The following is a 26138-nucleotide window of genomic DNA, read 5'->3' on the forward strand; positions in this document are numbered from 1 at the left end:
GATGAGCGCACAACAAACGATGTCGGCGGTGTTGCCCGAATGGGCTCCGCCGCCCGGCTGGCCGGTCATTTCCCGCCAGCACTGCCGTGAAATCCTGACTGCGCCCGGTCAGCGCTTCGAGATGGAGACTATCGATGTCGGCGGCGTGCCCACGCGGGTCTGGAAGAACGCTCCGCCCAATCTTCGTGCGATTGCATTGCTGGGGCAGTCGCATGGCGAGCGAGTCTTCACCATTTACGAGGACGAGCGGGTGACGTACGACGCGTGGTTTCGCGCGGTGGCGACGCTGGCGCATGATCTTACCGCGCGCGGTATCGGCAAGGGCGATCGCGTCGCCTTGGCCATGCGCAATCTGCCGGAATGGCCGGTGGCTTTCTTTGCCGCGGTGACAATCGGGGCAATCTGCGTCCCGCTCAATGCGTGGTGGACCGGGCCGGAACTGGCTTATGGCCTCGCTGATTCGGGCACACGCGCATTGATCTGCGATGACGAGCGCTGGGACCGGATTTCGCCGCATCGCGGCGAATGCCCCGATCTGGAGGTGGTCATGGTCGCGCGCTACGGAGCCGAGCTTGTCGGTGCGACGGCGCTGGAAAGCGTGATCGGTACGCCAGGCGCCTATGCGACGCTGCCCCTGAAAGCCTTGCCTGAGGTTGCGATCGCCCCGGACGACGATGCGACCATCTTCTATACCAGCGGCACCACCGGCAGGCCCAAGGGCGCGCTGGGCACGCATCGCAACCTGTGCACGAACGTGCTGTCGAGCGGGTACAATGCGGCCTGTGCGGTGATGCGGCGGGGCGAGGCCCTGCCCGAACCGCGGGCCAAGGTAGGGCTGACGGTCATTCCGCTGTTCCACGTCACCGCCTGCTCGGCCGGGCTGATTGGCAATATGGCCGCCGGCAACACGATGATCTTCATGCACAAATGGGATGTTGTGAACGCCTTCCAGATCATCGAGCGCGAAAAGGTCAACAGCACCGGCGGCGTTCCGACCATCGCCTGGCAGATGATCGAGCATCCCGAGCGGAAGAATTATGACCTGTCGAGCATCGAGGCGATTGCCTATGGCGGCGCGCCATCAGCGCCCGAACTGGTGCGCAAGATCCGCGAGGTGTTCGGCGCGCTGCCCGGCAATGGCTGGGGCATGACCGAGACCATGGCGACCGTCACCGGCCATTCGAGCGAGGACTATCTCAACCGCCCGGACAGTTGCGGTCCGCCTGTGGCGGTGGCCGATCTGAAGATCATGGATGCGGATGGTTCAACCGAGCTGGCGGCGGGGCAGGTGGGCGAACTATGGGCGCGCGGCCCGATGGTGGTGAAGGGCTATTGGAATAACCCCGATGCCACAGCGGCGACATTTGTCGGCGGCTGGGTGCGGACCGGCGATCTGGCGCGGCTGGATGACGAAGGGTTCTGCTATATCGTCGATCGGGCCAAGGACATGATTATCCGCGGCGGCGAGAACATCTATTCGTCGGAAGTGGAGAACGTGCTTTACGATCATCCCGCAGTGACGGACGCTGCGCTTGTCGGCCTGCCGCACAAGCAGCTTGGTGAGGAACCCGCCGCCGTGGTGCATCTGGCGCCGGGAGCCCATGCGACCGAAGCCGAACTGCAACACTGGGTGGCGAGCCGCCTCGCACGGTTCAAGGTCCCCGTACGGATTGTCTTTTCGGCAGAGACATTGCCACGCAACGCGAACGGCAAGATCCTCAAAAAGGAACTTTTTGCGCTGTTTTGAGCCAACGCCCCTTGATGCATGGCGTTCGGAAAACAGGTGGTGTAACGCGATCATTGTTGGAGGGAACGGTGGCAGACACGGGAAAAGGTACCAAGCGGTTCGGGGAAAAGCGGCAGGCAATCGTACATGCGGCCTCCGTGCTGGTGAATGAGGTTGGTATGCAGGCCACCACCCTTTCGGAAGTGGCCCGCGCCATCGGGCTCAACGCCACCAGCATCACCTATTACTTTTCGCGCAAGGAGCAGCTGGTCGTTGCGGTCTATGAAGAGACGCTCGACCGGATGGACCGCATGGCATCCGAGGCGCTGGCCGAGCCGGACCCTCAGGCCAGGCTACAAAAATACGTCGCCCAGCACGTGGCCTTGCGCACGCGAATCCGCAATGGCGAGCGCGGGCTGGTAACCGCGCTGTCCGAAATTCGTTCGCTCGATGCCGAAACCCAAAAGCCGTTGCTCGATCGCTACCGCCAGGTGGTGGAGAAGGTCCGGGGCTTTTTCGGCGAACCTACCAGTGCGGAGCAGCGTGCAGTGTTCTCGGCGCGCGCGCATGTGCTGCTCGAGGCGATGATGTGGTGGCCGGTCTGGTCTTTGCGCTATTCGACGCTGGACTTCCCGCGGGTGCAAGAGCGCATGGTCGATATCCTCGCGCATGGTCTACCGGCGCAGCGGGCCACCTGGCAACCGTTCCCTCTGAAGGTGCGCCACTGGCGTAGCACCAGCAAAGGCGAGCCGACCCAGAACGACGAGTTTCTGCGCGCCGCGACGATCATGATCAACCGGCTGGGCTATCGCGGGGCGTCGGTCAACCGCATCGCTGAATCGATCAATGTCACCAAGGGCAGCTTCTATCACCACCACGAGGCCAAGGACGAACTGGTGCTGGCCTGTTTCAACAAAAGCCATGACCGGCTATCGGCCACCCAGATGGCGGGGCAGAATGCGGACGGGGACTATTGGGGGCGGCTTTCCAGCGTGCTCTACGAACTGCTGCGCGTGCAGTTTTTCGATAGCATGCCGCTGCTGCGGACGACCGCGCTGCAGGCCCTGAACACCGAACACAAGACCGATGTCGTGACCCGTTCCAACCGGCTCGCGCGGCGCTTTGCCGGATTCCTGATCGATGGGATCGCCGATGGGTCAGTACGGCCCGTTGATCCGTTGGTCGCGAGCCAGATCATCATGTCGACGCTCAACGCAGCCTATGAGGCACGGCGCTGGGCCGAGCGTTTCGCCGACGGCGACGCTGCTATTTCGGCTTATGCATCGACGCTGTTCTCGGGATTGATCGATACGCAGTGATGTAACGCCATCAGCTCTGGGGCCGATTGCGCGGTTCGCGTACCTTGAACAGCATGCCCAGCAACGCCAGGCTGACAGCGCCGATCAGGATCGCAAAGAGAGGCGTGAAGCCCGCGAATGCCACGAGCACCCCCGCCAGCACTGGTCCGATCGCGGATATCGCGCCCTCCACGGTGGTCGCCATTGCAAGCCGCATCGCGGTATCCTGGGTTTCGCCGAATTCCAGCACCATCGTGGTAGAGGCCAGCATCCAGCCCGCGCCGCCAACCCCCAGCATCATGAAGGCTGCGTAGATCGGCAGGGTCGTATGGCCCAGCATCAGCGTGACCATTCCGGCGAGCAGGCTGCACAGCGACAGCAGATAGACCAGCTTGAACCCGTATCGATCCCCAAGCGGGCCCCAGATGACATTGGACACGGTATCGGACGCCAGGAACATGAAGCTCAACGCCCCCACCAGCGCGCCATCGAGGCCCAATCGGCTGCCCGCATAGACCGTCCAGAAAGGGCCTCCGACGCGTGCCAAGGTTGCAAGGCTCTGCACCACGAGAAAGGCGGCAAAATCGCGGTTACGCAGCAGTTGGGGAAACTCGCGCACTCGGTCGCGCATCCGCATCTGCGGCCGAGCGATGGCTGCTGCGGGTTCGCGGATCAGGGCTCTCAGGACGAACAGCCCCATGCTGGTCAGGATAAAGGCCAGCAGAAAGGTGGTCGCGTATCCGTTGCCCAGCCAGTCATCGGCGATGAAATAATTGCCGGCAACCCATGCCAGCACGGCGGCGATCAGGCCGCCGGCGAAATTTCTATAGCCTTGCAGCCTTCCACGCTTGCGGATCGGGATCAGCTTGCTCATCAGCATCTGGAAGGCGACGCGCTGCGCGCCGGTAAAGAAGCCGAGCAGCAGGAAGCTGACGAAGGTCGCCGCGAGCAGGATGTCCCCTGTCAAAAACCATCCCGACAGCGCCAGGCACAGGATCATCAGCCGCATCAGCGACCCGACCTTGATCGCATATGGCAGGATGTGGCTTCTGTGTTCGATGCGCGAGCCGCTGGCGATCGGGCTGATCGTCGCGCCCAGTTGCAGCATCGCGGCACCAAGTCCCACCGCCGCGGTGCTGCCGGTGAGCACCAGCAGATAGGCCGGGATGATGGTCGGCGCATAGATCAACCGGAAACCGGTCATCCCGAGCACGCCATGGATGAAGTTGGCGCGGTAGTTGCGCGGCAGGTTTTCGTCCATGAAACGGGCATGATCGTCCAGCGCACGTTGCCGCGCGCTGGCCGTCATGTTCAGCCCGTCCGGGTCTTCGATAGGGTCCAAGGATTCAATAACCTGACAGCGTGGCGAACCTGTCCTTCAGAAATCCGGTGCTGCCCCAGCTTGCCTCAAGCACGCGGGCGCGTTTGAGGTAGAATCCGATGTCGTACTCGTCGGTCATGCCGATACCGCCGTGCAATTGCACGCCTTCGCGGCTGATCGTGTGCAACACGCGATTGGCCTCGGCCTTGGCGATGGCCGCGGCATGAGGCATCATCATGCCAGAATCGAGCGCCTGCAACCCGCCTTCCACGGCTGAGCGCATCATCGCAAGATCGCCGAACAGGTCCGCCATGCGATGCTGCAGCGCCTGGAACGAACTGAGCGCCTGGTTGAACTGAACGCGCTGCTTGAGATAATCGAGCGTGGTATCGAACACCTGCTGCGCCATGCCCAGCATTTCGCACGCCGTGAGGATGCGTGCGCGGTCGAGCACCTGATCGAGCAGGTCATCGCCGCCATGCGCCAGCTTTTCGGCCCGGGCACCGCAGAAGGTGACCTGCGCGTGTGATCGCATGTCTGCCAGATGGCGCGTAGCGACCTGCACCGAGGCCGCGGCATCCGGGGTGCTCGTGTCGACGACATACATTCCGTCGGCGGCAGCGACGACGAACAGCGTTGCGTCATGCGCTTCGTGGACGAACGCTTTTGTCCCGGTCAATGAACTATCGCTCACGCTCGTTTCCAGCCGATGCGGGTTGTGATGCGCACCCTCGTCGATAGCGAGCGTGCCGATCATCGCGCCGCCGGCCAGCTGCGGCAGCCATTTTGCTTTTTGTTCTGGATTGCCGCCCAACACGATGGCCGCGGCTGCCAGCGTCGTTGTAAGCAGCGGGCTGGCCGTGACCGTCTTGCCCATTTCCTCAAGGATCATTCCTGCGGAAAGCCAGCCAAAATCCGTGCCGCCGAATTCTTCGGGGATGATCACTCCGGCCCAACCCATCCGCGCGATCGTGGCGTAGGCCGCCGGATCATAGGCCCTCGGTTCACCACTGGCCCGCACGGCGCGGAATTTCGCCACCGCGCTTTCGTTGGTCACCCATTCGCGCGCCATGTCGCGCAGCATTTCCTGTTCCTCGTTGAGAACCGCCATGTCCTGTCCCGTCGTTTCTATTGGTGATCGAGCATACCAAGCACACGCTTGGCGATGATGTTGTTCTGGATCTCGGTTGATCCGCCGTAGATCGTGACCGCCTTGCCAAACAGCCAGGCGCGTACGCCCGCAAGCTCTGCATCGGAAAACCCTTCGCCTTCCCAGCCCAGGCCTTGCAGGCCCATGATTTCGATGGTCAGTTCGGACCGTTCCTGACTGAGCTTGGTGCCGAGCTTCTTGAGCACGGAACTGATCTCGGAAACGCCGCCCTTTTCCTTGCTTTCCTCCGCCGCCCGGCGTGCGGTGAGCAGGAATGCCCCCCAGCGGATTTCGAAATCGGCGATGCGGTCGCGCAACACCTTGTCGGTTAGGACACCGCTGGCATCGGCTTCGTGGTACTTCTTCGCCAGATCCGAAAGCCTTGGCCCCATCATCCGCGCCATCGAGCCGCCGCCGGACAGGTTGGTGCGTTCGTGCTGCAACAGACGCTTGCCGATCGTCCAGCCTTCGCCTTCGCGCCCGACGAGATTTTCCTTGGGCACTTTCACATCGGTGAAAAAGGTTTCGCAGAATGGGCTGAGACCGCTGATCATCCGGATCGGGCGGACTTCAACGCCCGCCGCGCGCATGTCCATGAGCAGGAAGCTGATGCCCTTGTGCTTGTCGCTGCGATCGGTGCGGACAAGGCAGAAGCACTTGTCGGCCCATTGCCCGCCGCTGGTCCAGGTCTTCTGGCCATTGACCAGATAGTGATCGCCCTTGTCCTCGGCCGTGGTCTGCAGGTTAGCGAGGTCCGATCCGGCATTGGGTTCCGAATAGCCCTGGCACCAGCGGATTTCGCCGCGGCAGATCGGCGGGATGTGCTCCTGCTTCTGCTGTTCGTTGCCATATTCCAGCAGCGTGGGGCCGAACATCATCACGCCCATGCCGCCAATCGGGTTATAGGCCCCGGCGCGGGACAGCTCCTCGTTGAGGATTGCTGCCTGCTTGCGGCTCAGCCCGCCGCCGCCATATTCCTTGGGCCATGTGGGCGTGCCCCAGCCACGGGCACCCATCGCCTCACGCCAGCGGCGCTGCGGTTCGGTTTCCCGCAGGTCACTTTCGACCCCCGTCACGGGATTGCCCTTGCCTTTCAGTTCGGGTGGGAAGCTTTCGGATAAGAACTGCTGAACCTCCCGTCGAAAGTCAGTTTCAGAAGCGGGTGCACCCGCTTTAGCCAAGCTCGCCATTACAATCTCCAGTCAGAAAACAAACTCATCGCGCCGGTCTCGAAAACCCGCCGTCGCGGGCGGTCTGTTCGAGCGCCTCTGCCTCTGTCGCGCGCAGGCGGGCGACATTGGCACGGTGCAAGGTCTCGGTGATGGGGTAAAAGAACAGGAACAGGCAGCCGATCGTCCAGAGCCCGATCGATGCCGGGATGTAATGAATCAGCAGGCTCTGTTCCATCGCCAGGGTGACATCGGCGGGGCTTACCTTTTCGGGAAAACCAGAAGCTGTCAGCACCATCCCAGCGACCAGAATGCCGAAGCCCGTGGAGCATTGCTGCATGAAGCTGGACGCGGAAAAGAACACGCCTGCAGCATGCTTGCCTGTCGTGACGGCGTGATCTTCCACCACATCGGCGAGCATCGAACTGGTATTGATCAGCGAGGTCGCAATCATTGCGCCGTAAAGCGCACCTACCAGAAACAGCGTCGGCACCAGCAGGGGGTGCCCGACCGGAAAGAACAGGCCCAAATAGGTCAGGGCGAGGGGGCTGACGCCGAGCAGGATGCCGAAGAATGCCATCGCCATCGAGGTATTGCGTTTTCCGAAACGGGCAGAAAACCAAGGTGCAAGCGGCGCCGCAATCGACGCGGCGACAAGCGAATCGAAGGTCAGCAAGGCTATCTGCCCGGAATTCAGATCGAAAACATAGGTGCTGAAATACAGCGTCGTTGCGCTGGAAAGGCCGATCGCGGTGTATTTGAATACACCGAAGCCGAAAATGGCAAGGAACGCCTTGTGCTTGAAGGCCGAGAACATCTCAGTGAGATGACCGCCGATGCTTGTCTTATGCGTTGGCACGTCGGCCTGCCGCATGTTCTGCACCTGCTTGCGCGTTCCCACCGCGCACACCAGGATTGCCAGAAGTATTAGAGTACCACCGGCAAGGGCGAAGCGATGGTAGCCATCGGGGTTGAGCTGCCCTATCGGATAATCCGGCGTCGCCACGAAGAACACCGCGAGACTGAACGCCGTGAAGCCGAACGTACCGGCATAGCCGAACCAGTAACGCAGCGAGAACAACCGTGTCCGCTGGGCGTAGTCCGATGTCAACTCCGGGTTCATCGCGCTGCTGGGGATTTCGAACATGCTGATCGAAACCCGCGTCAATGCTGCGATGCTGAATATCCAGATACCCATTTGCATATCGGTCAGCCCGCTGGGCGGGAACCACGCTATGACGAAGAAGAACGCAGTCGGTAGCGCAGACGCGAAAATATAAGGGTGCCTTCGGCCCCAGCGTGATCGCGTCACATCCGACAGTCGCCCGATGAACGGATCGGCTATTGCATCCACCAGCAGCGTCAGCGCGATCGCAGTTGATACGATCGCTGCCGGAACGCCGATCACCTGATTGTAGAACAACAGCAAATAGCTTGAAAAAGCGGCATTTTTCACGCCAATCGAGATCGCGCCGAAGCCATAGGCCAGGCGCGTGGACCGGGGCAATTGCCCTTCGCTGGTCGTTTGGTCGTCCAGCATCGCAGCCGCGCCGGTCATGCGTTGGCCTCCGCCAGTTCGGCGAGTTCTTCCATCGGATCGAACATCTGCCTTGCGGCTTCGCGGCGCGCCAGCAGCGAATAGTCGGGAAACATCGGGTCGGATACATCGCGATACTGCCGCAGGTGCTCCTTTGCGACCGTCACTTTGTGCACTTCGGTCGGGCCATCGGCGATGCCCATCACCATGGACGCGATAAGTCCGCCAACGAACGGCATTTCATTGGAAACGCCCAGTGAACCGTGGATGTGGATGCAGCGCGCGGCGATGTCGTGATACACCTTCGGCATGAGCGCCTTGATTGCCGCGATGTCTTTTCGAACCGTGCGATAATCCTGATATTTGTCGATGGTCCAGGCGGTTTTCAAAACGAACAGCTTGAACTGCTCCAGTTCGATATAGCTGTCGGCGATCTGCATCTGCACCGCCTGATAGTCGGCAATGACGCCGGTGCGGGTTTTTCGGCTGACGGCGCGGCGGCTCATCAGATCAAGCAGGCGGCGGCAGCTGCCGACCGTCCGCATGGCGTGATGCACCCGTCCGCCACCAAGCCGGGTCTGCGAGATGACGAATGCTCCGCCCTGCTCGCCCAGAAGATGATCCGCTGGGACGCGGACATCGCTGTAGCGGATGTAGCTTTCAGATCCGTTTTCCTGCCCGTAGACGCCGACGTTGCGGATAATTTCGACACCAGGTGTGCTTGCCGGTACAATGAACATGCTCATCCGCTTGTGGCGCGGCGCGTCGGGATCGGTCACGGCCATGACGATCAGGAATTCGGCCCATTTGCCGTTGGTCGAGAACCACTTCTCGCCGTTGATGACCCATTCGTCACCATCGCGAACAGCTGAGGTGATGAACGCCGTGGGATCGGATCCACCTTGAGGTTCGGTCATCGAGAAGGCCGATACGATCTCGTTTGCGAGAAGCGGGGCAAGATACCGCTCCTTCTGTTGGGCCGTACCGTAATGGGCAAGAATCTCTGCGTTGCCGGTGTCGGGTGCTTGGCAACCGAACACCACCGGGGCAAATGAGGCGCCGCCGAGAATCTCGTTCATCAGACCCAGCTTGACTTGGCCATAGCCCTGTCCGCCCAGTTCTGCACCAAGGTGGCAGGCCCATAGGCCTTGCTTCTGAACATCCCGTTGCAAAGGACGAACCACGGCGTTTCTGGCGGGGTTGCGCACGTCATAAGGGTGGATGCCGAGCAGCCCGAGCGGTTCTACTTTGTCACGGACGAAGTCTTCGATCCAATCCAGCTTGCGCTGAAAATCAGGGTCGGTCTCGAAATCCCAAGCCACCGGCGCTCTCCTGTCTCATGCGTTTTCGCACTTCGTGATTCTCAGCATACCCACTTTTTAGAAAACGGCAAGCGGGTCTTCCTTTGGGGTGATCTCGTGGCACGCTATGCCTTCTCCGCCTGCGGACCAGCCCCATCTTTTCCTGACTTCATGCAACGCTTGGCCCGGCGCACGTAATCACCATCCGCAGAGCCGACCGTGCGATTGATCTGGCCGGGCTTGTTGGGGGAAACTGGCAGTACGCCAGCGGCGGGACTGAGGGCACCGTTTCGCAATTCGATCCTTGAATTTATATTGAATATCGCACTACTAGTGGTAGTCAGATGCCGTAAAAGATAAAGAGGTGCGATATGGGAGAGAAGCCAGTGGCGACGTCGCGCGAAGGCGCTATCGCGAGCAAGGCGGCGCCAGCTCGCGGTCTCACGCCGACCGATGGGGGATATCCCTCACCAGCCTATGGCTGGTTCGTGGTGGGCGTATTGACGCTGGCCTATGTCTTTTCTTTCCTCGATCGACAGATCCTCAGCCTGCTGGTCGAGCCTATGAAGGCCGACCTCAATCTCAACGATACGCAGATCAGTCTCCTGCAGGGGCTCGCCTTTGCGGTATGCAATGCGCTCGCCGGCCTTCCGCTCGGTCGCCTGGTCGACACGCAGCGCCGGACAACGCTGGTCGCTGCGGGCATCGCCTTCTGGAGCGTCATGACGGCTGCCTGCGGACTGGTGCGCAGCTATGGTGCGCTGCTGATACTGCGCATGGGCGTAGGGGCGGGGGAGGCTGTTCTCACACCTGCGGCAAACTCGCTGATCGGCGACCATTTTCCGCCGCACAAGGTCGGCTTTCCGCTGGCCGTCTACAGCATCGGTATTTTCATCGGCGGCGGGCTGGCGTTGGTCATCGGCGCAACGGTGATCGCCGGAGCCATCGAAGCCGGCCCGGCATATGTGACGCTGGTCGGCGAAATCAGGCCATGGCAGACGGTCTTCCTGATCGTCGGGCTTCCCGGTCTGCTTGTCGCCTTGCTGGCCCTGTCGCTCCGCGAGCCGGCGCGCAAGGGCGCGCTTCGCCGGTCGGGCGCGGACAACGGTGCCGGCAAGCCTGAGGCACCGCCGCTGCGCGAGGTTTTTGCCTTCCTCAGCGAAAATCGCCGGGCATTCATATCGGTGAACCTGTTCATGGGGTTTTCGGCAGTCGCTGGATATGGCGTCGCGGCGTGGGTGCCCTCGATGTTCATCCGCCGTCACGGCTGGACCGCGGTCGAGATCGGCCACGCTTACGGGCTGCTGCTGGTCTTTGGCACGGCGGGCGTGCTGATGGGCGGGTGGCTGGGTGATGTGATGACCCGCCGTAAGGGGCCCGGCGGCCGGCTCCACATCGTGATCGTGGTCAAGCTGCTGACCATTCCTTTCATCATCGGCTACACGCTGCTTCCCGACGGCACCTTGGCACTGCTGCCGTTGGCGGCTTCGATCTTTCTGCCGACGTTCATGAACGGACTCAGCCCGGCGATCCTCCAGCAAATGGTCCCCAACCAGATGCGCGGCACGGCGATTTCCATTTCGCTGCTGGTCGTGAATATGCTTGGCCTCGGGGTCGGGCCGACCTTAATCGCGGTGCTCACCGACAGTGTATTCCAGGATCCTGCGATGATACACCTCTCGATCCTGTTCGTTTGCGTGGCGATGGCATCGATCTCACTTATCCTCATCCTCATCGCCTATCGTCCCTATGTTGCGCTGGTGAATGCTTTGCAGCAGTCGCAGGCGGAAGAGGGCAGGGAGGCGTTTGCTCAGGGCAGGCACTAGGCTATGCGGAGGCGACCAACTTTTATGAGGTCGCAACCGAGATAGGAGTACCATGCCGGACATGCCACGCCACCGCTCCCCTCGGTCGAGCCGCGACGAACGCCGGACCGACCTGCTCGATCATGCTGCACGGGCGATCCTCGCGCAGGGCGGTTTACCGCTGTCCTATGACCAGCTGGCTGTCGCTGCCGGGGTCAGCAAGGCGCTGGTGTATAACTATTTCCCCAGCCAGATCGCACTCGGTAACGCGTTGATAGAGGACGAATTGGCTGGCGTCGATCGGGACGAGCTGCGCCGCCTCGCGGCGACCGACGATCTGGTCGCCGCCGCGCGCGGATGCGCGTATTTCTATTTTGACATCGTTGTCGATCGAGGGCCGCTGCTTCACATGTTGCTAGCCGACCCGCTTTTGAACCAGGGACAGGCAGCGTATCTGACATCGCGAAGCGGCTTATTGCTGTTGCCGATTGTACGCCGGTTGCGGCGCGCCTTCGGCATATCCGCGCGCGAGGCGAATATCATCGTCCAACTGCTGATCACCCTCCCCGAAGAAGCCGGAAAGCAGGTGTTTCAAGGCAGCTCGACGCGAGAGCGAGCGCGGCGGTTGTGCGCCGATACCGTCGAGGCGACGCTTTCGGCATTACAGGGCGACCGGTCCGCAGACGGGGCGCTGGCGTTAGGCATCGATCTTATGTGACGCCGTCGCGCGATGGCCGTGCTCGGCGATCATATAGTCGATACCCGCACCGATCCCTGGCATAATCAGCCGTTCGATGGTTTCGAGATCGGCTTTGCCGCGGGCCATGAGCCGGCCGCCGCGCAGTGACATGGCGGTCAGGAGTGCGCCGACAAAGGTGCTCGCCCACGCCGGCACGCCATAGGCTTCCTCGAATGCGGTTCCAAGCACATCCTTGTTGACGCGCCGCCGCTCCTGATGGTCAGAGCGCAAGGCAAGGCGGACCTCGGGAAGCGCAAGCAGTTCCTGGACGATTTCCCCGCGCTGGCTGACCTGTCGCAAATAGGCGATCGTCGTCAACGTATAGCGCATCTTGGGATCGGTGCAGTTGCGCGCAGCGGCAAGGCGCGCCTTGTTCATTTCCATGAGCTCGGTCCGCGCGATGGCGACCAAAACCTCGGCCGAGCTCTTGTAATAATTATAGATCTGAGCCTCGCTGATACCAATATCGCGGGCGACCCGTTTGAGCGAGACGGCGTGCACACCCTCCGATCGGGCAATATTCATCGCCTCGTCCAAGATCTGCTGGCTGCGCTCGTCGCGCGACATCCGGCTGCGAGGCCGCCGCGAGGGCTGGCTATTGCGCGTGATCGTCGCTTCGGCCGGGACATCGTCAGTCACCGGCGGTAGAGCCGTCTGCGGCTGATCCTTGCCGGCGTAGACCTTCGCCCAATACCCCCGGGTGGGATAGGGGATCAGCAGCCGGTCGCAGATTTTGGCCAGCCCATTGGCCGACATGCCCAGGCTAACCGCTACGTTCGACATCGGTTGCGACCAGACAAGATCGTAGATCTCCAGGCGCGTCAAGACGGTCGGTGGCGAGGCGCCATCGTCATCGCTGCTTCGCGGGGAAGGGCTGGTCGGGGCCATCGGATGATCAAACACTCTCGCTCACAAAAGGCAAGTCTTTCAGAGTTGACTAATATTCTAGTTAGAATCTATAAATGCAATTCGCACCAATAAGAATTGCGGCGAATCCGGGGAGAGGAAATCCTGATGCATATACGCAAAACCATCGCTTGCTTGCTCGTCGGCCTGTCGGGAACAGCCTTTCCCACCGCGCTAGCTGCCCAGTCGGCAGACCAGCCGCTCCGCACAACCGCTCCGGCGGATGGCGCCAGTTCATCGGTGTATGGATCGGATATCGTCGTCACGGCGCAGCGCCGCGCCGAAAGTGTCCAGCGCGTCCCGGTCGCCGTGACCGCGGTTGCCGGCGAAACGCTGCAGCAGCTCAACATCACGTCGCCGCAACAATTGACGCTGATTGATCCGAGTCTGAAGTATAAGCAGAGCACGAGCGCGGGCAATTCCGGCTTCCTCATTCGCGGGATCGGTACAAGCAGTTTTTCGGCGGGTATCGAACAGAGCATATCGACCGTCGTCGATGGCGTTGTGCTGGGTGACCCATCGACCATCTCGACACTGATCGACATAGAGCGGGTAGAGGTGCTGCGTGGTCCACAGGGAATGTTGTTTGGGAAGAATGCCTCGGCAGGCCTGATTTCCTTCACCACGGTGCGCCCAAAAATCGGCGAAAGCGAGTTGATCGGGCGGGCGGAGTTCGGATCGAACGGCCATCGTGTCGGCAATCTGATTGCCAACCTGCCGATTTCGACCACCGCCGCCGTCCGGGCATTCGCCTTCATCAAGGAACGCGACGGCGTTGTTACCAATCGCAGCCCGTTCCAGCCGAAGGATGTCGATGGCCAGCTCAATTATGGCGGCGGTCTCAAATTCCTGTGGGAACCGACCGACGGCCTCAGCATCTATCTTTCGGGGGATTATTCAGAGGTCGGCCGCTTCTGCTGCTCGATGGTGTGGACGAAGGTGGCGCCGGGATATGCCCCCGCGGTCAGCCTGGCCGAATATGGCATCGTCGCATCGGACCGCAACCGAGAGGTCGCGATCAAGGGGCCCTCGTTTGGGTCTGCCCAGCGCGGCGGGGTGTCGATGGAGATCAATTATGACATCGGCGATCATGCGCTGACGTCACTGACGGCCTGGCGCGGGTCCTCGCGCGAATCCTTTTACGACGGCGACAACACGACAATCAATTATGTCGACCGCAACGGGGGATCGAACAAGCTTGATCAGTTCAGCCAGGAACTGCGCCTGACATCGCCCAGTGGCAACCTGATCGACTATGTCGCCGGGCTCTTCTACTTCGACCAGCGGGTGACCGGTTTTATCGCCCAGCAGGGACTGCTCGAATGGATCGTTCCGGCTTCGAACGGCAACGTCATCCGGCTTGTCCCGACTGCGCCGCCCGGCACCATCTTCGACGCCAACCTGACCAACCGTGTCCATTCGCGCAGCGTCGCCGGGTATGCCCAGGCCAATATCCACGCGACCGAACGGCTGAACTTCATTCTCGGTGGACGCCTGACCTATGATGATCTGCAACTGAACTACAGCCGAGGGACGGCTCCAGGTGCCCGGCCCATTCCCGGCGCCGTCACGCTGTCGCTGCGCCAGCGGGTCGACAACACCAATTTCTCGTTCCGCGTCGGCGCGCAATATGACGTCAGCGACGACATCATGGCGTATGCGACCTATTCGCGTGGCTACAAGGGGCCGGGGTTCAGCGGTCTCACCGTCTCCAACGTCGATCAGGATCAGCGCGTCGCACCGGAAATTCCGACCAACATCGAAGTCGGTGTCCGCGCGGCGCTGTTCGATCGCAAGCTGACGGTGAACGCAACAGTGTTCCATATGCGGGTCCGGGACTTCCAGGCGCAGGTTGCCGACCTGTCGAGCCCCAGCTACGCGAACCGGATTACCAACGCCGGGTCGCTGAAGAGCAAGGGCGTCGAATTCAGCATCGTCGCGCGCCCAACGTCGGGACTGACCCTCAGCGGCGGCGGTGCCTATGTCGATGCGCGCTACGGCCGTTTCGAGGGCGTGCAATGCTATTTCGGCCAGCCCAAAGTGGCGCAGGGGGGGCCGTGCGTGGCGCCGCCTGCTAACCCCAATTCGATCGACGGCTTTTTCGACGCTGCTGGCAATCGGCTCGCGGGCGCACCGCGGTTCAGCTATAATCTCGTCGCCGACTACCAGCGCGCGATCGGTGACGATCTGCGCGCGCAATTCCAGGTCAATTTCAGCGGCCAGTCGGACGTCAACTATTCGGCGAACGGTGATCCCGGGACGATCCAGAAAGCCTTCGGCCTCTTGGGCGTGAACATCGGCATCGGGGCGGAAGACGGGCGCTGGCGCATCGGCCTTTTCGCGATTAACCTGCTCGACAAGCAATGGGCGGCGCAGAAGAATGCCAGCCCGGTCACGACGCTCAATCCCGGCGGATATCTGCAATATCTCAGCCCCGACGCGGTTCGCACGGTCGGTGCCACTCTCGACTTCCGCATCTGATCATCAAGGGGACAAATGACATGAAATTGTACAGCGCGAACATGCCGGCGCCGAACCCGCGCCGCGTGCGTATCTTTGCCGCGGAGAAGGGCATTGCTCTGCCCGAGATCATGCTGAGCCTAGTCGAGCGGGAACACAGGTCAGCAGATCATCTGCATCGCAATTCACTGGGCCAGGTTCCGGTGCTCGAGCTTGAGGATGGCACAACTATCAGCGAAACGATCGCCATCTGCCGCTATATTGAGGAATTGCAGCCCGACCCGCCAATGTTTGGCCGCAGCGCCAAGGAAAAGGCGTTAATCGACATGTGGACGCGCAGGATCGATATCCAGCTCGGCGAGCCGACGAAGATGTTCTGGCGTCATGCGCACCCGGCCACCGCAGCATTGATCGAGCAGCATAAGGTCTTTGGCGAATCCAACCGGGACGTCCTGGCGCGCGCGATGCAGTGGCTCAATACCGAGCTGGAGGACGGTCGTTCATTTCTGACCGGAGACAGCTTTACGATCGCCGATATTGCCGCACTGACGGTCATCGATTTCGCGGCGCTGATCGGACTTGATCCCTTGGTGGGCAAGAAGTCTGTAACGGACTGGCATGCGCGTGTATCGTCGCGACCCAGCGTATCCGGCTGAGGCATTTCCCAGCGGCGGGTCCCGCTGAACCCATCCGTGAAATTGGGATGAGCCATCTTCGCCTCCGGTCCTCAAAATCAGGATGGAGGGCGGCGGGGAATCGGGGGGCTATTCAAATCTCGGGCCCGCGTATTCGTGCAAATTCAGAATTTGCTTCCATATTCTGAACAAGTTGGTACATAGGATGCGCTTACGTCGCATGCGACGGATAATCGGCAGCTTTATGCCACCTCTTATCCCTTTCTAGCACTATTGAAGCCGGGATGCGCCGCTGTTGGTGCATGCCCGTCATACTTGGGATAAAGGTTTATCCATATGACTACCGGAACCGTGAAATTTTTTAACGTCGACAAGGGTTATGGCTTCATTGCGCCAAACGATGGCGGCGATGACGCCTTCGTGCACATCTCGGCCGTTGAACGCGCTGGAATGCGTACCCTCGACAAGGATCAGGTCGTTTCTTACGAACTGGAAACCGATCAGCGGGGCAAGACTTCTGCAGTAAATCTTCAGGCTGCCTGATTAGCGCGGGGCAGCGTGATCCATGCGGTCGCGCTGCCCCGTTCCATTTGCCGCGCTAAGTTTACTGGAGTTGAAAAATGACTGATCCGCAAAGTCGTCCGTTCCTTATCAACAAGGATGCCGATGGAAATGTCCGGCTTACGGTACGCTCCACCCGGTACAACTCGCAAGGTTACCCCCTTGTGACGTCCCTGCTGCAGGAAGAGCTGTTCAAAACTGCGACGGCAGCGCGTGCGTTCGCGCAGGAACATTTCGGCGCCCGCCCTGGGGACTACGCAGCAAAGTAGCTGCCAGCTGGTCTGCCGTGCCCACATCAAACGCGTGGTCGACCAGAAACGCGCCGTCGGCCTTCGCCGGGTTGATGCCTGCATACCGAGGCGCATCACAGGGCCGGACCACGATCCTGGTCCAAGACTCCTGAAATTCAAGACGGAAATGTGCGCCCTTGCGGCTGTCGGTGGCCTCCCCGAGAACCGATCCGATGCCTGCCGCGCCGCACAGGCGCCGGGTGATATCGAGGCCCAGCCCACTGCCCGTGCTGCCAAAACCCTTCCCAAAGGGGGGCAAACTTGTCGGTGTCGCTGTCGAACCCTGGGCCATCATCCGAAATCGACAGACAGCCGGTCTCAGAACCGATAACCAACTTTCCGGCCACCATATGCTGGAAGCCATTGCCGATCAGGGTGTCAGGCTCGGCAGGCTTCGACCGGATTTGAAGCCAGCGCGATCTTGCCGTCTCTCCTGTAGATGTCCGGGCGGAACGTGATGGTGCCGTCGGGTGCGGGGGCGGCGGTGAAGTACGCCAGATAGATCGGGATGGGTCGGACCAGATCGAACGTCACGGTCTGTCCGGCCTTGATCGCTGAAGCCACTTCGTCACTGGTCTTGCTTCCCTCGAGCAGCACGGCCGCAAATCCTGCGGCATCGTCAATCCGCACGCAGCCATGGCTGAAGGCGCGGGTGTCCTTCGAGAAAAGCTGTTTGCTTGGCGTGTCATGCACATACACGCTGTAGGGGTTGGGCATCACCAGCTTCATCTGGCCCAAGGCGTTGAGCGGGCCGGGCTTCTGCCGCCAGCGCCCATTGGCATAGACATATCCCTGGCTCGCCGAGAAGCGGCCGCCCTTTTCGCGCACGATGCTCGCCGGAATGTTCCAATAGGGATTGAGATTGACGCCCGTAATCTGCGTCGCAAACACCGGGGTAGGGGTGGATGTCTTGCCGACGATGACGCGCCATGTTCGATCAGCCTTGCCCTGGCGCGTCAGCCTCGCCTCGAAGAACGCTGCATTGATCAGGAGGTGATCCGCGCCCAGCGACCGGGGCATCCAGCGCCAGCGCTCCATGTTGCGGCCGATCACGGCCTTGCGGTCGGGGGCGCTTTCGCTGGCATAGGCCGTGCGCAACGCGGCATAGTCGCTGTGTGCCGGACGCAGGGCGGTCATGAAGGTCATCAGACTGTCGGTCGCAATCGCCTGGCTAACACCTGCTTCCAAGTCGATCTGCGCATCGGTGTCGACGATCTGCCAGCCTGCTTTCTGGCTGGCACTGGAGTGGCCCAGCAAGTGCATCCCCGCAAGGCGCATAGCCAGCGCATTGGCGACCCTGTCCAGCGCGGGCCCCGGTCCTTGACGAACCGCGATCTCCAGCTCGCTGGTTTCCAAAACTCGGAGCGCGTCATCCCCCGCCGCTGCTATCAACCGCTGCAGCTGCTGCGCCTGATCGACCCGCCAGGACGCCGCCTGTGCCTGCGGAGCACTTCCCATTGCCAGGCATGCCAATGCAAGCTTTGCGTTCAGCCATTTTTCCGGCATTCTGGGCCTCGTCCGTTTGCGCTTCGACAATGGCGTTCCCAACTGATGGATGACAGATATACTGGACGGTGTAGCAATGAAACTGACACGACGCCACTTTATCGGAGCCTTGGGGCTGGGGGCCGCAGGGGCCAGTGCGCCAGCGGCATTTGCCAGGGTACGCACCGGCGCGGCGCCAGACCTGCTGGCTCAGGCCAAGGCTGCGCTCGATTCCCAAGGCGCAAAGGTGCTCAAGCGCGATGTCGTCGGTGTTGTCGATTTCAGCGCGCCGTCCGGCAAACCCAGGTTCCAGATTGTCGACCTCGACAATGGCCGGGTCATGTCCAGCATGCTGGTTGCGCATGGGCGCGGGTCGGACCCTGCCAATACCGGATTTCTACAAAGGTTCTCCAACGAACCGGGATCGAATGCCTCGAGTTCGGGAAGCTTTGTTGTCGGCGAAACCTATGTCGGCAAATACGGCCGATCGGCGCGGCTGCACGGGCTTGATCCGCAGAACGACATGGCCTTTGACCGCGCCATCGTCATCCACTGTGCTGACTATGTCAGCCAAGCCATGGCAAGCGCTTCGGGCCGGGTCGGCCGAAGCTTCGGCTGCTTCACCGTCCCGTCCAGCGATATCGCCACCGTGCTGGCGTTGCTGGGTCCCGGACGGCTGCTCTTTTCCGCGCGCACGGTTTCGAGCTGAAGCGCAACGCTTCGGGATCGAGGCAAACGGCGCGGTCAGGGCTCCTCAGCAGCACGGCCCGCGGGTCCGGGTGGTGAAGGGTGCCCCTGTCCGCTCCGCCCCCGATCCTGTCGCCTGTCAGTTACCCGCCGGTGCTTTTGGGCAGGCTGTGCTGGAGGAAAAATGTCGCCATGGCGCGAGACGCGTCGGGTCCTTGCGCGTCGGTATAGGTTCCACTGGCGTGGCCACCCGACCAGGCATGGCTCGCTCCGTGGATCGTCCATTGTTCGATCTGGGCTTTGCCATCGTCGCTGCAGTTGATGTCGCGGGTATAGGCCCGCCCCTGGGCCGTGCCGCCCTGCTGGCGCGTGCTGGCCAGCGGCATGCCGATGGCGTCGACGGCATTTGCAACGATCTGTGCACTGTTCACCGGATTCACCGTTCCGTCCTTGTCGCCGTGAAAGGTGATGACCGGCACGAACTGGCCTTTGTGACCGCAGCCATGGGTCTGCGCAGATCCGCTGCGCATGGCGGTGAAAGCCGACGCAACGCTTGTCGCCGCTCCGCACGCCAGTCCGGAATGGACGCCGATGGCAGCGTAGACGTCCGGATAGGCTGCGCCCAATATGGCTGCAGCCGCGCCGCCTGCCGACAGGCCGGCAACATAGACCCGGCTTGGATCTGCGGCGTGCTCTGCGACAATTTCGCGGGTGAGAGCGGCGATCTTTGCAGGTTCGCCGCTGTCGCGCCGCTGATCGCCGGGTTTGAACCAGTTCCAGCAGCGTGACATGTTCGCCGATGCGGGCTGCTCGGGATAGGCAACGATGAACCCCAGTTCCTCGGCAAGCAGGTTCATCTGTGTTCCGCTGGCGAAGTCTTTCGGGGTCTGGGTGCAGCCATGCAGCATGATCACCACCGGCAACCCGCTGGTCGGGCGGGACGGCAGATACAGCCAATAGGCCAGCGTGCCTGTCGGTCCGCTAAAGCTGCGTTCGGTAAAACTGCTCGCGCGATCGGCGGTTGTGGTTCTCGCCGCCGTCAAGGCTTTCGTCGAACGCTTTGGTTTGGATGGGGTCTTCGCCTTGGGCGTTGGAGCCTTCACGGGGGCAGACGGCAGATAGCGCTGCAAGGCGTCCATCGAGGTCAAAGCATGCATGTTCCGGAATGCCTTGCCGCTGACCAATGGATTCCCGGCTGCGGGGTTCAGGGTGGCCTGGATCAACCGCGTGGCAGCGCCCAGGTTGCCTGCGCGGGTGAGCCGCAGGGCTTTGGCCATAGCAGGCCGCATCTTCGTCATAACGTTCGCAATCTTTGATGGGGGGGTGGCCTATCGGGCTTTTGGTCTCGCATCAGGCAAGAAGAGGACGAGCGGCGCGTCGGAAGGTTGCGGACAAAGCGGATCGCATCATGCGCTTGGTCGTATTGTGCCATCGTCGCGCGCCGGCTCCTGCGGGTTTTGCCGCGATGCCACGTCATTTGTTGACCCAGTTGGAACGCCCCAGCCTTCTGCCTCGTAGTTGGAGCTCAGGCCTCTTGCCGGGCCGTTTTCCAAGGGGCGAGCTGATTGGCCTGAAACTTCCTTTTCGATTCTCACGGCGTGCCGTGCTGGCCGGTGCGGGCGTGTCGGCGATCGTTCCGATGGGCGCAGTCGCCGCGAGGTCTGCGACCGAAGAGTATCTGATCCGGGATGCCACGGTATTGACGATGGCGCCTGGCTCGGCAACGCTCGCGGGTCAGGATGTCCATGTCCGCGGCGGCGTTATCGTCGCCATCGGAGAGAACATCGACGCGCCCTCGGCCAAGCGGATCAACGCCCGTGGCTCGATCGTGCTCCCCGGGCTGGTGGATACGCACTGGCATCTGTGGACCACACTGTTGCGGAACCTCGCCGACAACAGCGCCGAGAACGGCTATTTTGCGATGACCGGCCGCCTGGGGCAGCATTTCACCCCCGCAGACATGCGGTTGGCAGCGATGCTCGCCGCTGCCGATGCGATCGATCACGGAATCACCACGGTGCACGACTGGTGTCACAACATCCGCAGCCCGGCACACGCGCGCGCCGCACTGACCGGATTGGACGACGCCGGACTGAGGGCGCGCTTTTCCTATGGCGCGACGCGCGAGACCGGATTCGACCAACCCCTTGATGGCAAAGACTTCGCACGCCTGCATGACCGCTGGAGCGATTGGTCCGCCGGTGGTCGCATCACACTGGGGCTTGGCTGGCGCGGTGTCATGGCGACGGTGGATGGCCGCCCGGCAGCGGTGCCCGAAGCGGTCTGGCGCGCGGACCTGGCGCTGGCGCGCGACCGTGGCCTCCCGGTGAGCGTCCACGCCAACAACACCGCCGCCAATCGCGGACATATCCGGCAGTTGGCGGACCTGGGCCTGCTCGGGCGCGACATGCAGATCGTCCACGCGGTCAACGCCGAGGCCGATGAGATCGCGGCGATCGCGGGCAGTGGGGCGAGCGTTTCGCTGGCGCCGTCGTCCGAACTCACCGTAGGTTTCGGGGTGCCGCCGGTCGCGGCGTTGCGGGGCGCGGGTGTTCTGCTCGGCGCGTCGATCGATACGCCCGCTCTGGTGGGTGCGTCGGATTTGCTCCGCGAACTGCGAACCATCCAGGGGCTCGCCAACGCGCAAGCCGGCGACGAGATGGCGATGACGCCACTCGATGCGCTGGCAATCGGCACGCGCGAGGGCGCAGCCTCTTTGGGACTGGGCGATATCACGGGGACGCTGACCCCAGGCAAACGCGCCGACCTGATCGTTGTTCGCAGCGATGCGCTTTCGCTGCAGCCGCAGGCGGATCCAGCAACCACGATCCTGCGATCGGTCCGGCCGTCGGATATCCGTCTCGTAATGGTCGATGGCGCGATCCTGAAACAGGACGGCCAGTTGACGCGGATCGATCGTGCGGCGCTTGCGAGCGACGTTGCGGAAGCAAGCGCGCGGCTGGTTCGCGATGTCCGCTGAACGCGGCACCCGTCGAAGCTGGTTACGGATCCTGGCGCTGGTGGCGCTTGCTCTGGTCGCTGTGCTGGCGATCTTCGCATTGTGGGCGCGCGCACCGACTATTGCCGCGATCGAGCGACCTGATCCGGCGAGCTTCGATCGAAGCGAAGTCGTGCGCGGCGCAGCGCTCGCCCGGATCGGCAATTGCGCCAGCTGCCACAGCGTGGCGGGAGGCCGGGTTTATGCCGGCGGCACCCCGATCGAGACGCCGTTCGGCACGATCTTTGGCAGCAATATAACCCCTGATCCCGAAACCGGCATCGGCGCCTGGTCCTACGAGGCCTTTGCGCGATCGATGCGCGAGGGGGTGGGGCGCGATGGGTCGCATCTGTATCCGGCATTCCCCTATGATCGCCTCCGACACACCAGCGACGCCGACCTGCGTGCGCTCTACGCCTTCCTGATGACCCGCGATGCGGTGCGCGCCGAACCGCCCGCCAATGCGCTGATCCCGCCGCTGGGTTGGCGCCCCGTTCTGGCGGGGTGGAAGCTGCTCGCGCTGCCGCGCACCGGTCCGCAGGCACCGCAGCCGCAACTGGGCGCGCTGTGGGAGCGCGGCCGCTATCTGGGCGAAGGGCTCGCGCATTGCGCCAGCTGCCATTCGCCGCGGGGACTGTTGCAGCAGGAGGTACGTGAACAAGCCTATGCGGGTGGCTGGTCCGATGGTTGGTATGCGCCGCCGCTCGACGCATCTTCGCCGGCCGTGCGCGAATGGACCGCTGAGCGTCTCTATGCCTATCTGCGCACTGGTCTGAGCACCGCGCACGCTGCCGCTGCGGGGCCGATGGGACCGGTGACGCACAACCTGGCGCGTGCGCCCGAACGCGACGTGCGCGCGCTGGCAACGTATTATGCCTGGACGATGCGCGAAGCGCGTGCTGCGCGGTCCGAACCGGTGCTGCCTGACCGCGGCGCTGTCGCGGCCAGAGCGCACCCCGCGGGGGCTGCGCTGTTTCGCGGTGCGTGCGCGGCATGCCACGAGCCCGGCGCGCCGATGATGGTCGCGGGGCGTCCCGACCTCCGGCTGGGCAGCCCGCTGCACCAGGACAACCCGCGCGACACGGTGCAGATCATCCTGCAGGGCCTCGAGCCGCCGGTCGAGCCGAACGGACCCTATATGCCAGCCTATGCCGACACGCTGACCGATACGCAGATTGCCGCCGTCACCGCCTATATGCGGGCGCGATGGGGATCGGGGCCCGAATGGGGCGATCTAGAGAAGGCGGTGGCAGATGCGCGCGCGGAGAGTGGCGAATGATTGAACTGACGATCAACGGCACCCGCCGCCGCATCGAGGGCGATCCGGCCGAGCCGTTGCTGTATGTGCTGCGCGACAACCTGAGGCTGCATGCCGCCAAGTTCGGGTGCGGGCTTGGCCAGTGCGGGTCGTGCACCGTTCTGGTCGACGGCAAGCCGGTGCAATCATGCATCACGCCGATGGCCGCGCTCGCAGGCCGGGAGGTCATGACGGTCGAAGGGTTGGGCAGCGCCAATTCGCCGGGATCGGTGCAACAGGCGTTCATCGACGAGCAGGCGGCGCAATGCGGCTATTGCATTCCCGGCATGATCGCGCGCGCTGAAGCGTTGTTGCGCGCCGATCCGCGTCCGAGCGAAGCTGCGATGCGCGCAGCGATGCGGCCATCGCTCTGCCGCTGCGGCACGCATATGCGGATCCTGCGCGCGGTGCGCCGCGCCGCCGTGGCGATGGGTGGCGGTATCGTCGATCCTGCCGAGCCAGTTTCATGAGCGGTGGGGCCATGAGCGGCATTGCACGCCGGGATGTGCTGGGCGGCGGCGGGCTGGTGGTGCTGTTCGCACTCGCTGGAACCGGTATCGCGCAGGAAGGCGGCACCAGCGGCGGCGGCGAGGGCACCGGTGCGCCGCCCGAGGTCGCGCCCGGGCTCCCCGGCAGCCTGGCCGAGTTTCCGCATCTGGACGCCTGGATCCGCATCGCGCCCGATGGCGCTGCCACCGTCTTCACCGGCAAGGCCGAGCTGGGGCAGGGGATCGGCACCGCGCTGCTGCAGATCGCCGCCGACGAGCTCGACCTGCCGCTCGAGCGGGTAAAGCTGATCACAGCCGATACCGGGCGCACCCCAGACGAGGGTATCACGTCGGGCAGCCAGTCGCTGCAGAACAGCGGCACCGCGATTGCCAACGCTGCTGCCAATGTCCGCTATCTGCTCGCCGAACGCGCCGCCCGGCTTTTCGGGGTGGCGGTGGATACGCTGTCGACCGTCAACGGGTTTGTCCGCGCGCGCGACGGCCGACAGGCGAGCTATGGCGAACTGGCGGCATCGCTGTCTTTGCATGTCGAGGCGCGGCCCGATGTGCGGCGCAAGCGCGTCGCTGCGCGCGACCATATCGGCCGCGACCGCCCGCGCCGCGATATCCCGCCCAAGCTGACCGGCGCTGCGGCCTATGTCCACGACATGACGATGCCGGGAATGCTGCACGCGCGCGTCATCCGCGGCCCCGCCGAAGGCACCCGGCTGACCGCACCCGATTTCGATGCCATTGCACGGCTTCCCGGGATCGAGCGGGTGGTGCGCGTCGGCGATTTTGCCGCGATGCTGGGCCCGCGCGAATGGCCGCTGGTGCAGGCGATGCTTGCGGTCGGACGGATGCCATGGACCCGCAGCGAGGCGCCGCTGCCGCAGGGCGATCTGCGCGACATGATCCGCGCGCTATCCACCGAACCCGATGTCATCCTGATGCGCGACACTGTGACACTTCCGTCCGTGCGGCGAGTCACCGCGCGTTATGACCGCCCGTACCTGATGCACGGTGCGATCGGGCCGTCCTGCGCGGTTGCCCTGTGGCAGGATGGCGAATTGACCGTGTGGACGCACAGCCAGGGCGTCTATCCGCTGCGCAACGCGCTCGCCGAGCTTCTCGACCTCCCGCCCGAGCGCATCCGCTGCATCCACCGCGAAGGCGCCGGCTGCTATGGGCACAATGGTGCCGACGATGTTGCTACCGACGCCGCGCTGGCAGCGCGCGCGGTCCCCGGTCGGCCGGTCAAGCTGATGTGGACCCGCGAACAGGAGCATGGCTGGGAACCGCTCGGCCCTGCAATGGTGACCGAGCTTTCGGCGGGGGTCGATGCCAACGGCCGTATCGCCGAATGGACGCACGCGGTGTGGAGCAACACCCACAGCACCCGGCCTTCACAGGCGGGCGACCTGCTCGCCGGGCTCGAGGTCGGGCGAGGCTTTGCGCCCTCGCCGCCGCGTGCGATTCCGCAGCCCAATGGCGGCGGCGATCGCAACGCGATCCCGCTCTACACGCTGCCGCGCGCAACGATCACCAGCATGTTTGTGCCGCAGATGCCGGTGCGGGTATCGGCGCTGCGCGGGCTGGGTGCGCACATGAACGTGTTCGCAATCGAAAGCATGATCGACGAACTGGCCGCAGTGGCCAAAAGCGATCCGGTGGAGTTCCGGCTGCGGCACCTCGAGGACCCGCGCGCGATCGAAGTGATCCGCACCCTGGCTGATCGCTTCGGGTGGGCGCGGCCGAAGCGCGAGCGCTGGCGCGGCCAGGGCTTTGGCTTTGCACGCTACAAGAACAGCGGCGCCTATTGCGCGGTGGCGATCGAAGTTCGTATCGAACCCGAAACCGGAGCGACGACCGTGCTGCGTGCCGACGCTGCGGTAGATGCCGGGGAAACGGTCAGCCCCGATGGGCTGCGCAACCAGATCGAGGGCGGCATCGTCCAGTCGATCAGCTGGACCGCCCATGAAGAGGTGCGCTTCGACGCCGCCCGCCGGACCGCGTTCGACTGGAGCAGCTATCCGATCCTGCGCTTCGATGCGGTGCCGCTGCAGATGGCGGTGCATGTGGTCGACCGCCCAGGGCAGCCGTTTCTGGGCGCGGGGGAAGCGTCACAAGGCCCCGCAGCCGCGGCGTTCGCCAATGCCATTGCCCGCGCGACCGGGCAGCGTTTGAGGTCAATGCCGCTGACGGCGGAGCGGGTTCGGCTGGCTCTGGCGGCGCGATGAGCTTTGGGAGCGGTGTCTCGGTCGGGGCGTGCGCATCCGACCGGC

Annotated in this window: 21 protein-coding genes; 12 read left to right on the plus strand and 9 right to left on the minus strand. The window is 63.0% G+C overall.

Annotated features, from left to right (window positions below; genetic code table 11):
• The first annotated feature begins 1 nt into the window (after position 1).
• Both QUV11_RS11315 and QUV11_RS11320 read left to right on the plus strand, forming a co-directional pair.
• Complete coding sequence (locus QUV11_RS11315) at positions 2-1747, plus strand: class I adenylate-forming enzyme family protein (RefSeq protein ID WP_300882720.1); 1746 nt, start codon at positions 2-4, stop codon at positions 1745-1747.
• A 68-nt stretch (positions 1748-1815) separates the two neighbouring features.
• On the plus strand, positions 1816-3045 hold the full coding sequence (locus QUV11_RS11320) for a TetR/AcrR family transcriptional regulator (RefSeq protein ID WP_300882721.1): 1230 nt from the start codon (positions 1816-1818) through the stop codon (positions 3043-3045).
• 10 nt (positions 3046-3055) lie between these two features.
• Here the strand turns inward: QUV11_RS11320 and QUV11_RS11325 are convergent, their stop codons facing one another.
• From QUV11_RS11325 to QUV11_RS11345, 5 genes are read right to left on the minus strand one after another with little or no spacing between them, the layout of a single operon-like run.
• Entirely contained in the window at positions 3056-4366 is a 1311-nt protein-coding gene (locus QUV11_RS11325; RefSeq protein WP_300882723.1) for an MFS transporter, read from the minus strand.
• A 4-nt stretch (positions 4367-4370) separates the two neighbouring features.
• Positions 4371-5456 carry an acyl-CoA dehydrogenase family protein gene (locus tag QUV11_RS11330; protein WP_300882725.1) on the minus strand — a complete coding sequence of 362 codons (1086 nt, stop codon included), beginning with the start codon at positions 5454-5456 and terminating at the stop codon, positions 4371-4373.
• 17 nt (positions 5457-5473) lie between these two features.
• Positions 5474-6685 (minus strand): acyl-CoA dehydrogenase family protein, encoded by a 1212-nt coding sequence (locus tag QUV11_RS11335; RefSeq protein WP_300882727.1) that lies wholly within the window; start codon positions 6683-6685, stop codon positions 5474-5476.
• Positions 6686-6710: 25 nt separating this feature from the next.
• The gene (locus tag QUV11_RS11340; protein WP_300882729.1) at positions 6711-8222 is read right to left on the minus strand and encodes an MFS transporter; all 1512 of its coding nucleotides are present in this window, start codon (positions 8220-8222) and stop codon (positions 6711-6713) included.
• A complete protein-coding gene (locus tag QUV11_RS11345; RefSeq protein ID WP_300882731.1) occupies positions 8219-9523 on the minus strand; it encodes an acyl-CoA dehydrogenase family protein in 1305 nt (434 codons plus the stop codon). The genes QUV11_RS11340 and QUV11_RS11345 overlap by 4 nt, the downstream gene beginning before the upstream one ends.
• Before the next feature lie 350 nt (positions 9524-9873).
• On the opposite strand from QUV11_RS11345, the gene QUV11_RS11350 reads away from it, so the two are divergent.
• Both QUV11_RS11350 and QUV11_RS11355 read left to right on the plus strand, forming a co-directional pair.
• Complete coding sequence (locus tag QUV11_RS11350) at positions 9874-11328, plus strand: MFS transporter (protein WP_300882733.1); 1455 nt, start codon at positions 9874-9876, stop codon at positions 11326-11328.
• Positions 11329-11389: 61 nt separating this feature from the next.
• Entirely contained in the window at positions 11390-12025 is a 636-nt protein-coding gene (locus tag QUV11_RS11355; RefSeq protein ID WP_300882735.1) for a TetR/AcrR family transcriptional regulator, read from the plus strand.
• On the opposite strand, the gene QUV11_RS11360 is transcribed toward QUV11_RS11355, so the two are convergent.
• Positions 12005-12934, minus strand: coding sequence for a TetR/AcrR family transcriptional regulator (locus QUV11_RS11360; protein ID WP_300882737.1), 930 nt, complete (start codon positions 12932-12934; stop codon positions 12005-12007). The genes QUV11_RS11355 and QUV11_RS11360 overlap by 21 nt on opposite strands.
• Positions 12935-13060: 126 nt before the next feature.
• On the opposite strand from QUV11_RS11360, the gene QUV11_RS11365 reads away from it, so the two are divergent.
• From QUV11_RS11365 to QUV11_RS11375, 3 genes are all read left to right on the plus strand, one after another.
• Entirely contained in the window at positions 13061-15433 is a 2373-nt protein-coding gene (locus tag QUV11_RS11365) for a TonB-dependent receptor (protein WP_300882739.1), read from the plus strand.
• Between the two features lie 20 nt (positions 15434-15453).
• Positions 15454-16068, plus strand: coding sequence for a glutathione S-transferase family protein (locus QUV11_RS11370; RefSeq protein WP_300882741.1), 615 nt, complete (start codon positions 15454-15456; stop codon positions 16066-16068).
• 315 nt (positions 16069-16383) lie between these two features.
• Complete coding sequence (locus tag QUV11_RS11375; protein WP_300882743.1) at positions 16384-16590, plus strand: cold-shock protein; 207 nt, start codon at positions 16384-16386, stop codon at positions 16588-16590.
• Here QUV11_RS11375 and QUV11_RS11380 read toward each other — a convergent pair.
• Complete coding sequence (locus QUV11_RS11380) at positions 16578-16841, minus strand: hypothetical protein (protein ID WP_300882745.1); 264 nt, start codon at positions 16839-16841, stop codon at positions 16578-16580. The two genes, QUV11_RS11375 and QUV11_RS11380, sit on opposite strands and share 13 nt — an antisense overlap.
• Before the next feature lie 435 nt (positions 16842-17276).
• Complete coding sequence (locus QUV11_RS11385; protein ID WP_300882748.1) at positions 17277-18356, minus strand: L,D-transpeptidase family protein; 1080 nt, start codon at positions 18354-18356, stop codon at positions 17277-17279.
• 124 nt (positions 18357-18480) lie between these two features.
• Between QUV11_RS11385 and QUV11_RS11390 the strand changes: the two genes are divergently transcribed.
• A complete protein-coding gene (locus QUV11_RS11390; protein ID WP_300882750.1) occupies positions 18481-19092 on the plus strand; it encodes a murein L,D-transpeptidase catalytic domain family protein in 612 nt (203 codons plus the stop codon).
• 121 nt (positions 19093-19213) lie between these two features.
• On the opposite strand, the gene QUV11_RS11395 is transcribed toward QUV11_RS11390, so the two are convergent.
• Positions 19214-20347, minus strand: a complete 1134-nt coding sequence (locus QUV11_RS11395) for a PHB depolymerase family esterase (protein WP_300882752.1) — start codon at positions 20345-20347, stop codon at positions 19214-19216.
• Between the two features lie 344 nt (positions 20348-20691).
• On the opposite strand from QUV11_RS11395, the gene QUV11_RS11400 reads away from it, so the two are divergent.
• From QUV11_RS11400 to QUV11_RS11415, 4 genes are read left to right on the plus strand one after another with little or no spacing between them, the layout of a single operon-like run.
• Positions 20692-22050: an amidohydrolase family protein gene (locus QUV11_RS11400; protein ID WP_300882754.1), complete on the plus strand. Its 1359-nt coding sequence runs from the start codon at positions 20692-20694 to the stop codon at positions 22048-22050.
• Positions 22040-23347: a cytochrome c gene (locus QUV11_RS11405; protein ID WP_300882755.1), complete on the plus strand. Its 1308-nt coding sequence runs from the start codon at positions 22040-22042 to the stop codon at positions 23345-23347. Before QUV11_RS11400 ends, QUV11_RS11405 begins: the two co-directional genes overlap by 11 nt.
• On the plus strand, positions 23344-23835 hold the full coding sequence (locus QUV11_RS11410) for a (2Fe-2S)-binding protein (RefSeq protein WP_300882757.1): 492 nt from the start codon (positions 23344-23346) through the stop codon (positions 23833-23835). Before QUV11_RS11405 ends, QUV11_RS11410 begins: the two co-directional genes overlap by 4 nt.
• A gap of 11 nt (positions 23836-23846) precedes the next feature.
• The gene (locus QUV11_RS11415) at positions 23847-26093 is read left to right on the plus strand and encodes a molybdopterin cofactor-binding domain-containing protein (RefSeq protein ID WP_300882759.1); all 2247 of its coding nucleotides are present in this window, start codon (positions 23847-23849) and stop codon (positions 26091-26093) included.
• Positions 26094-26138 lie beyond the last annotated feature (45 nt).

This window comes from Blastomonas sp. (assembly GCF_030373265.1).
Lineage (GTDB): Bacteria > Pseudomonadota > Alphaproteobacteria > Sphingomonadales > Sphingomonadaceae > Blastomonas.

Bases quoted from the DNA above. Each gene is read 5' to 3' on its own strand.
- QUV11_RS11370 (WP_300882741.1), top strand. From the start codon at position 15,454: ATGAAATTGTACAGCGCGAACATGCCGGCGCCGAACCCGCGCCGCGTG.
- QUV11_RS11395 (WP_300882752.1), bottom strand. From the start codon at position 20,347: ATGGCCAAAGCCCTGCGGCTCACCCGCGCAGGCAACCTGGGCGCTGCC.
- QUV11_RS11380 (WP_300882745.1), bottom strand. From the start codon at position 16,841: ATGTTCCTGCGCGAACGCACGCGCTGCCGTCGCAGTTTTGAACAGCTC.
- QUV11_RS11340 (WP_300882729.1), bottom strand. From the start codon at position 8,222: ATGACCGGCGCGGCTGCGATGCTGGACGACCAAACGACCAGCGAAGGG.
- QUV11_RS11330 (WP_300882725.1), bottom strand. From the start codon at position 5,456: ATGGCGGTTCTCAACGAGGAACAGGAAATGCTGCGCGACATGGCGCGC.
- QUV11_RS11350 (WP_300882733.1), top strand. From the start codon at position 9,874: ATGGGAGAGAAGCCAGTGGCGACGTCGCGCGAAGGCGCTATCGCGAGC.
- QUV11_RS11355 (WP_300882735.1), top strand. From the start codon at position 11,390: ATGCCACGCCACCGCTCCCCTCGGTCGAGCCGCGACGAACGCCGGACC.
- QUV11_RS11390 (WP_300882750.1), top strand. From the start codon at position 18,481: ATGAAACTGACACGACGCCACTTTATCGGAGCCTTGGGGCTGGGGGCC.
- QUV11_RS11360 (WP_300882737.1), bottom strand. From the start codon at position 12,934: ATGGCCCCGACCAGCCCTTCCCCGCGAAGCAGCGATGACGATGGCGCC.
- QUV11_RS11375 (WP_300882743.1), top strand. From the start codon at position 16,384: ATGACTACCGGAACCGTGAAATTTTTTAACGTCGACAAGGGTTATGGC.
- QUV11_RS11315 (WP_300882720.1), top strand. From the start codon at position 2: ATGAGCGCACAACAAACGATGTCGGCGGTGTTGCCCGAATGGGCTCCG.
- QUV11_RS11335 (WP_300882727.1), bottom strand. From the start codon at position 6,685: ATGGCGAGCTTGGCTAAAGCGGGTGCACCCGCTTCTGAAACTGACTTT.
- QUV11_RS11385 (WP_300882748.1), bottom strand. From the start codon at position 18,356: ATGGGAAGTGCTCCGCAGGCACAGGCGGCGTCCTGGCGGGTCGATCAG.
- QUV11_RS11410 (WP_300882757.1), top strand. From the start codon at position 23,344: ATGATTGAACTGACGATCAACGGCACCCGCCGCCGCATCGAGGGCGAT.
- QUV11_RS11405 (WP_300882755.1), top strand. From the start codon at position 22,040: ATGTCCGCTGAACGCGGCACCCGTCGAAGCTGGTTACGGATCCTGGCG.
- QUV11_RS11415 (WP_300882759.1), top strand. From the start codon at position 23,847: ATGAGCGGCATTGCACGCCGGGATGTGCTGGGCGGCGGCGGGCTGGTG.
- QUV11_RS11365 (WP_300882739.1), top strand. From the start codon at position 13,061: ATGCATATACGCAAAACCATCGCTTGCTTGCTCGTCGGCCTGTCGGGA.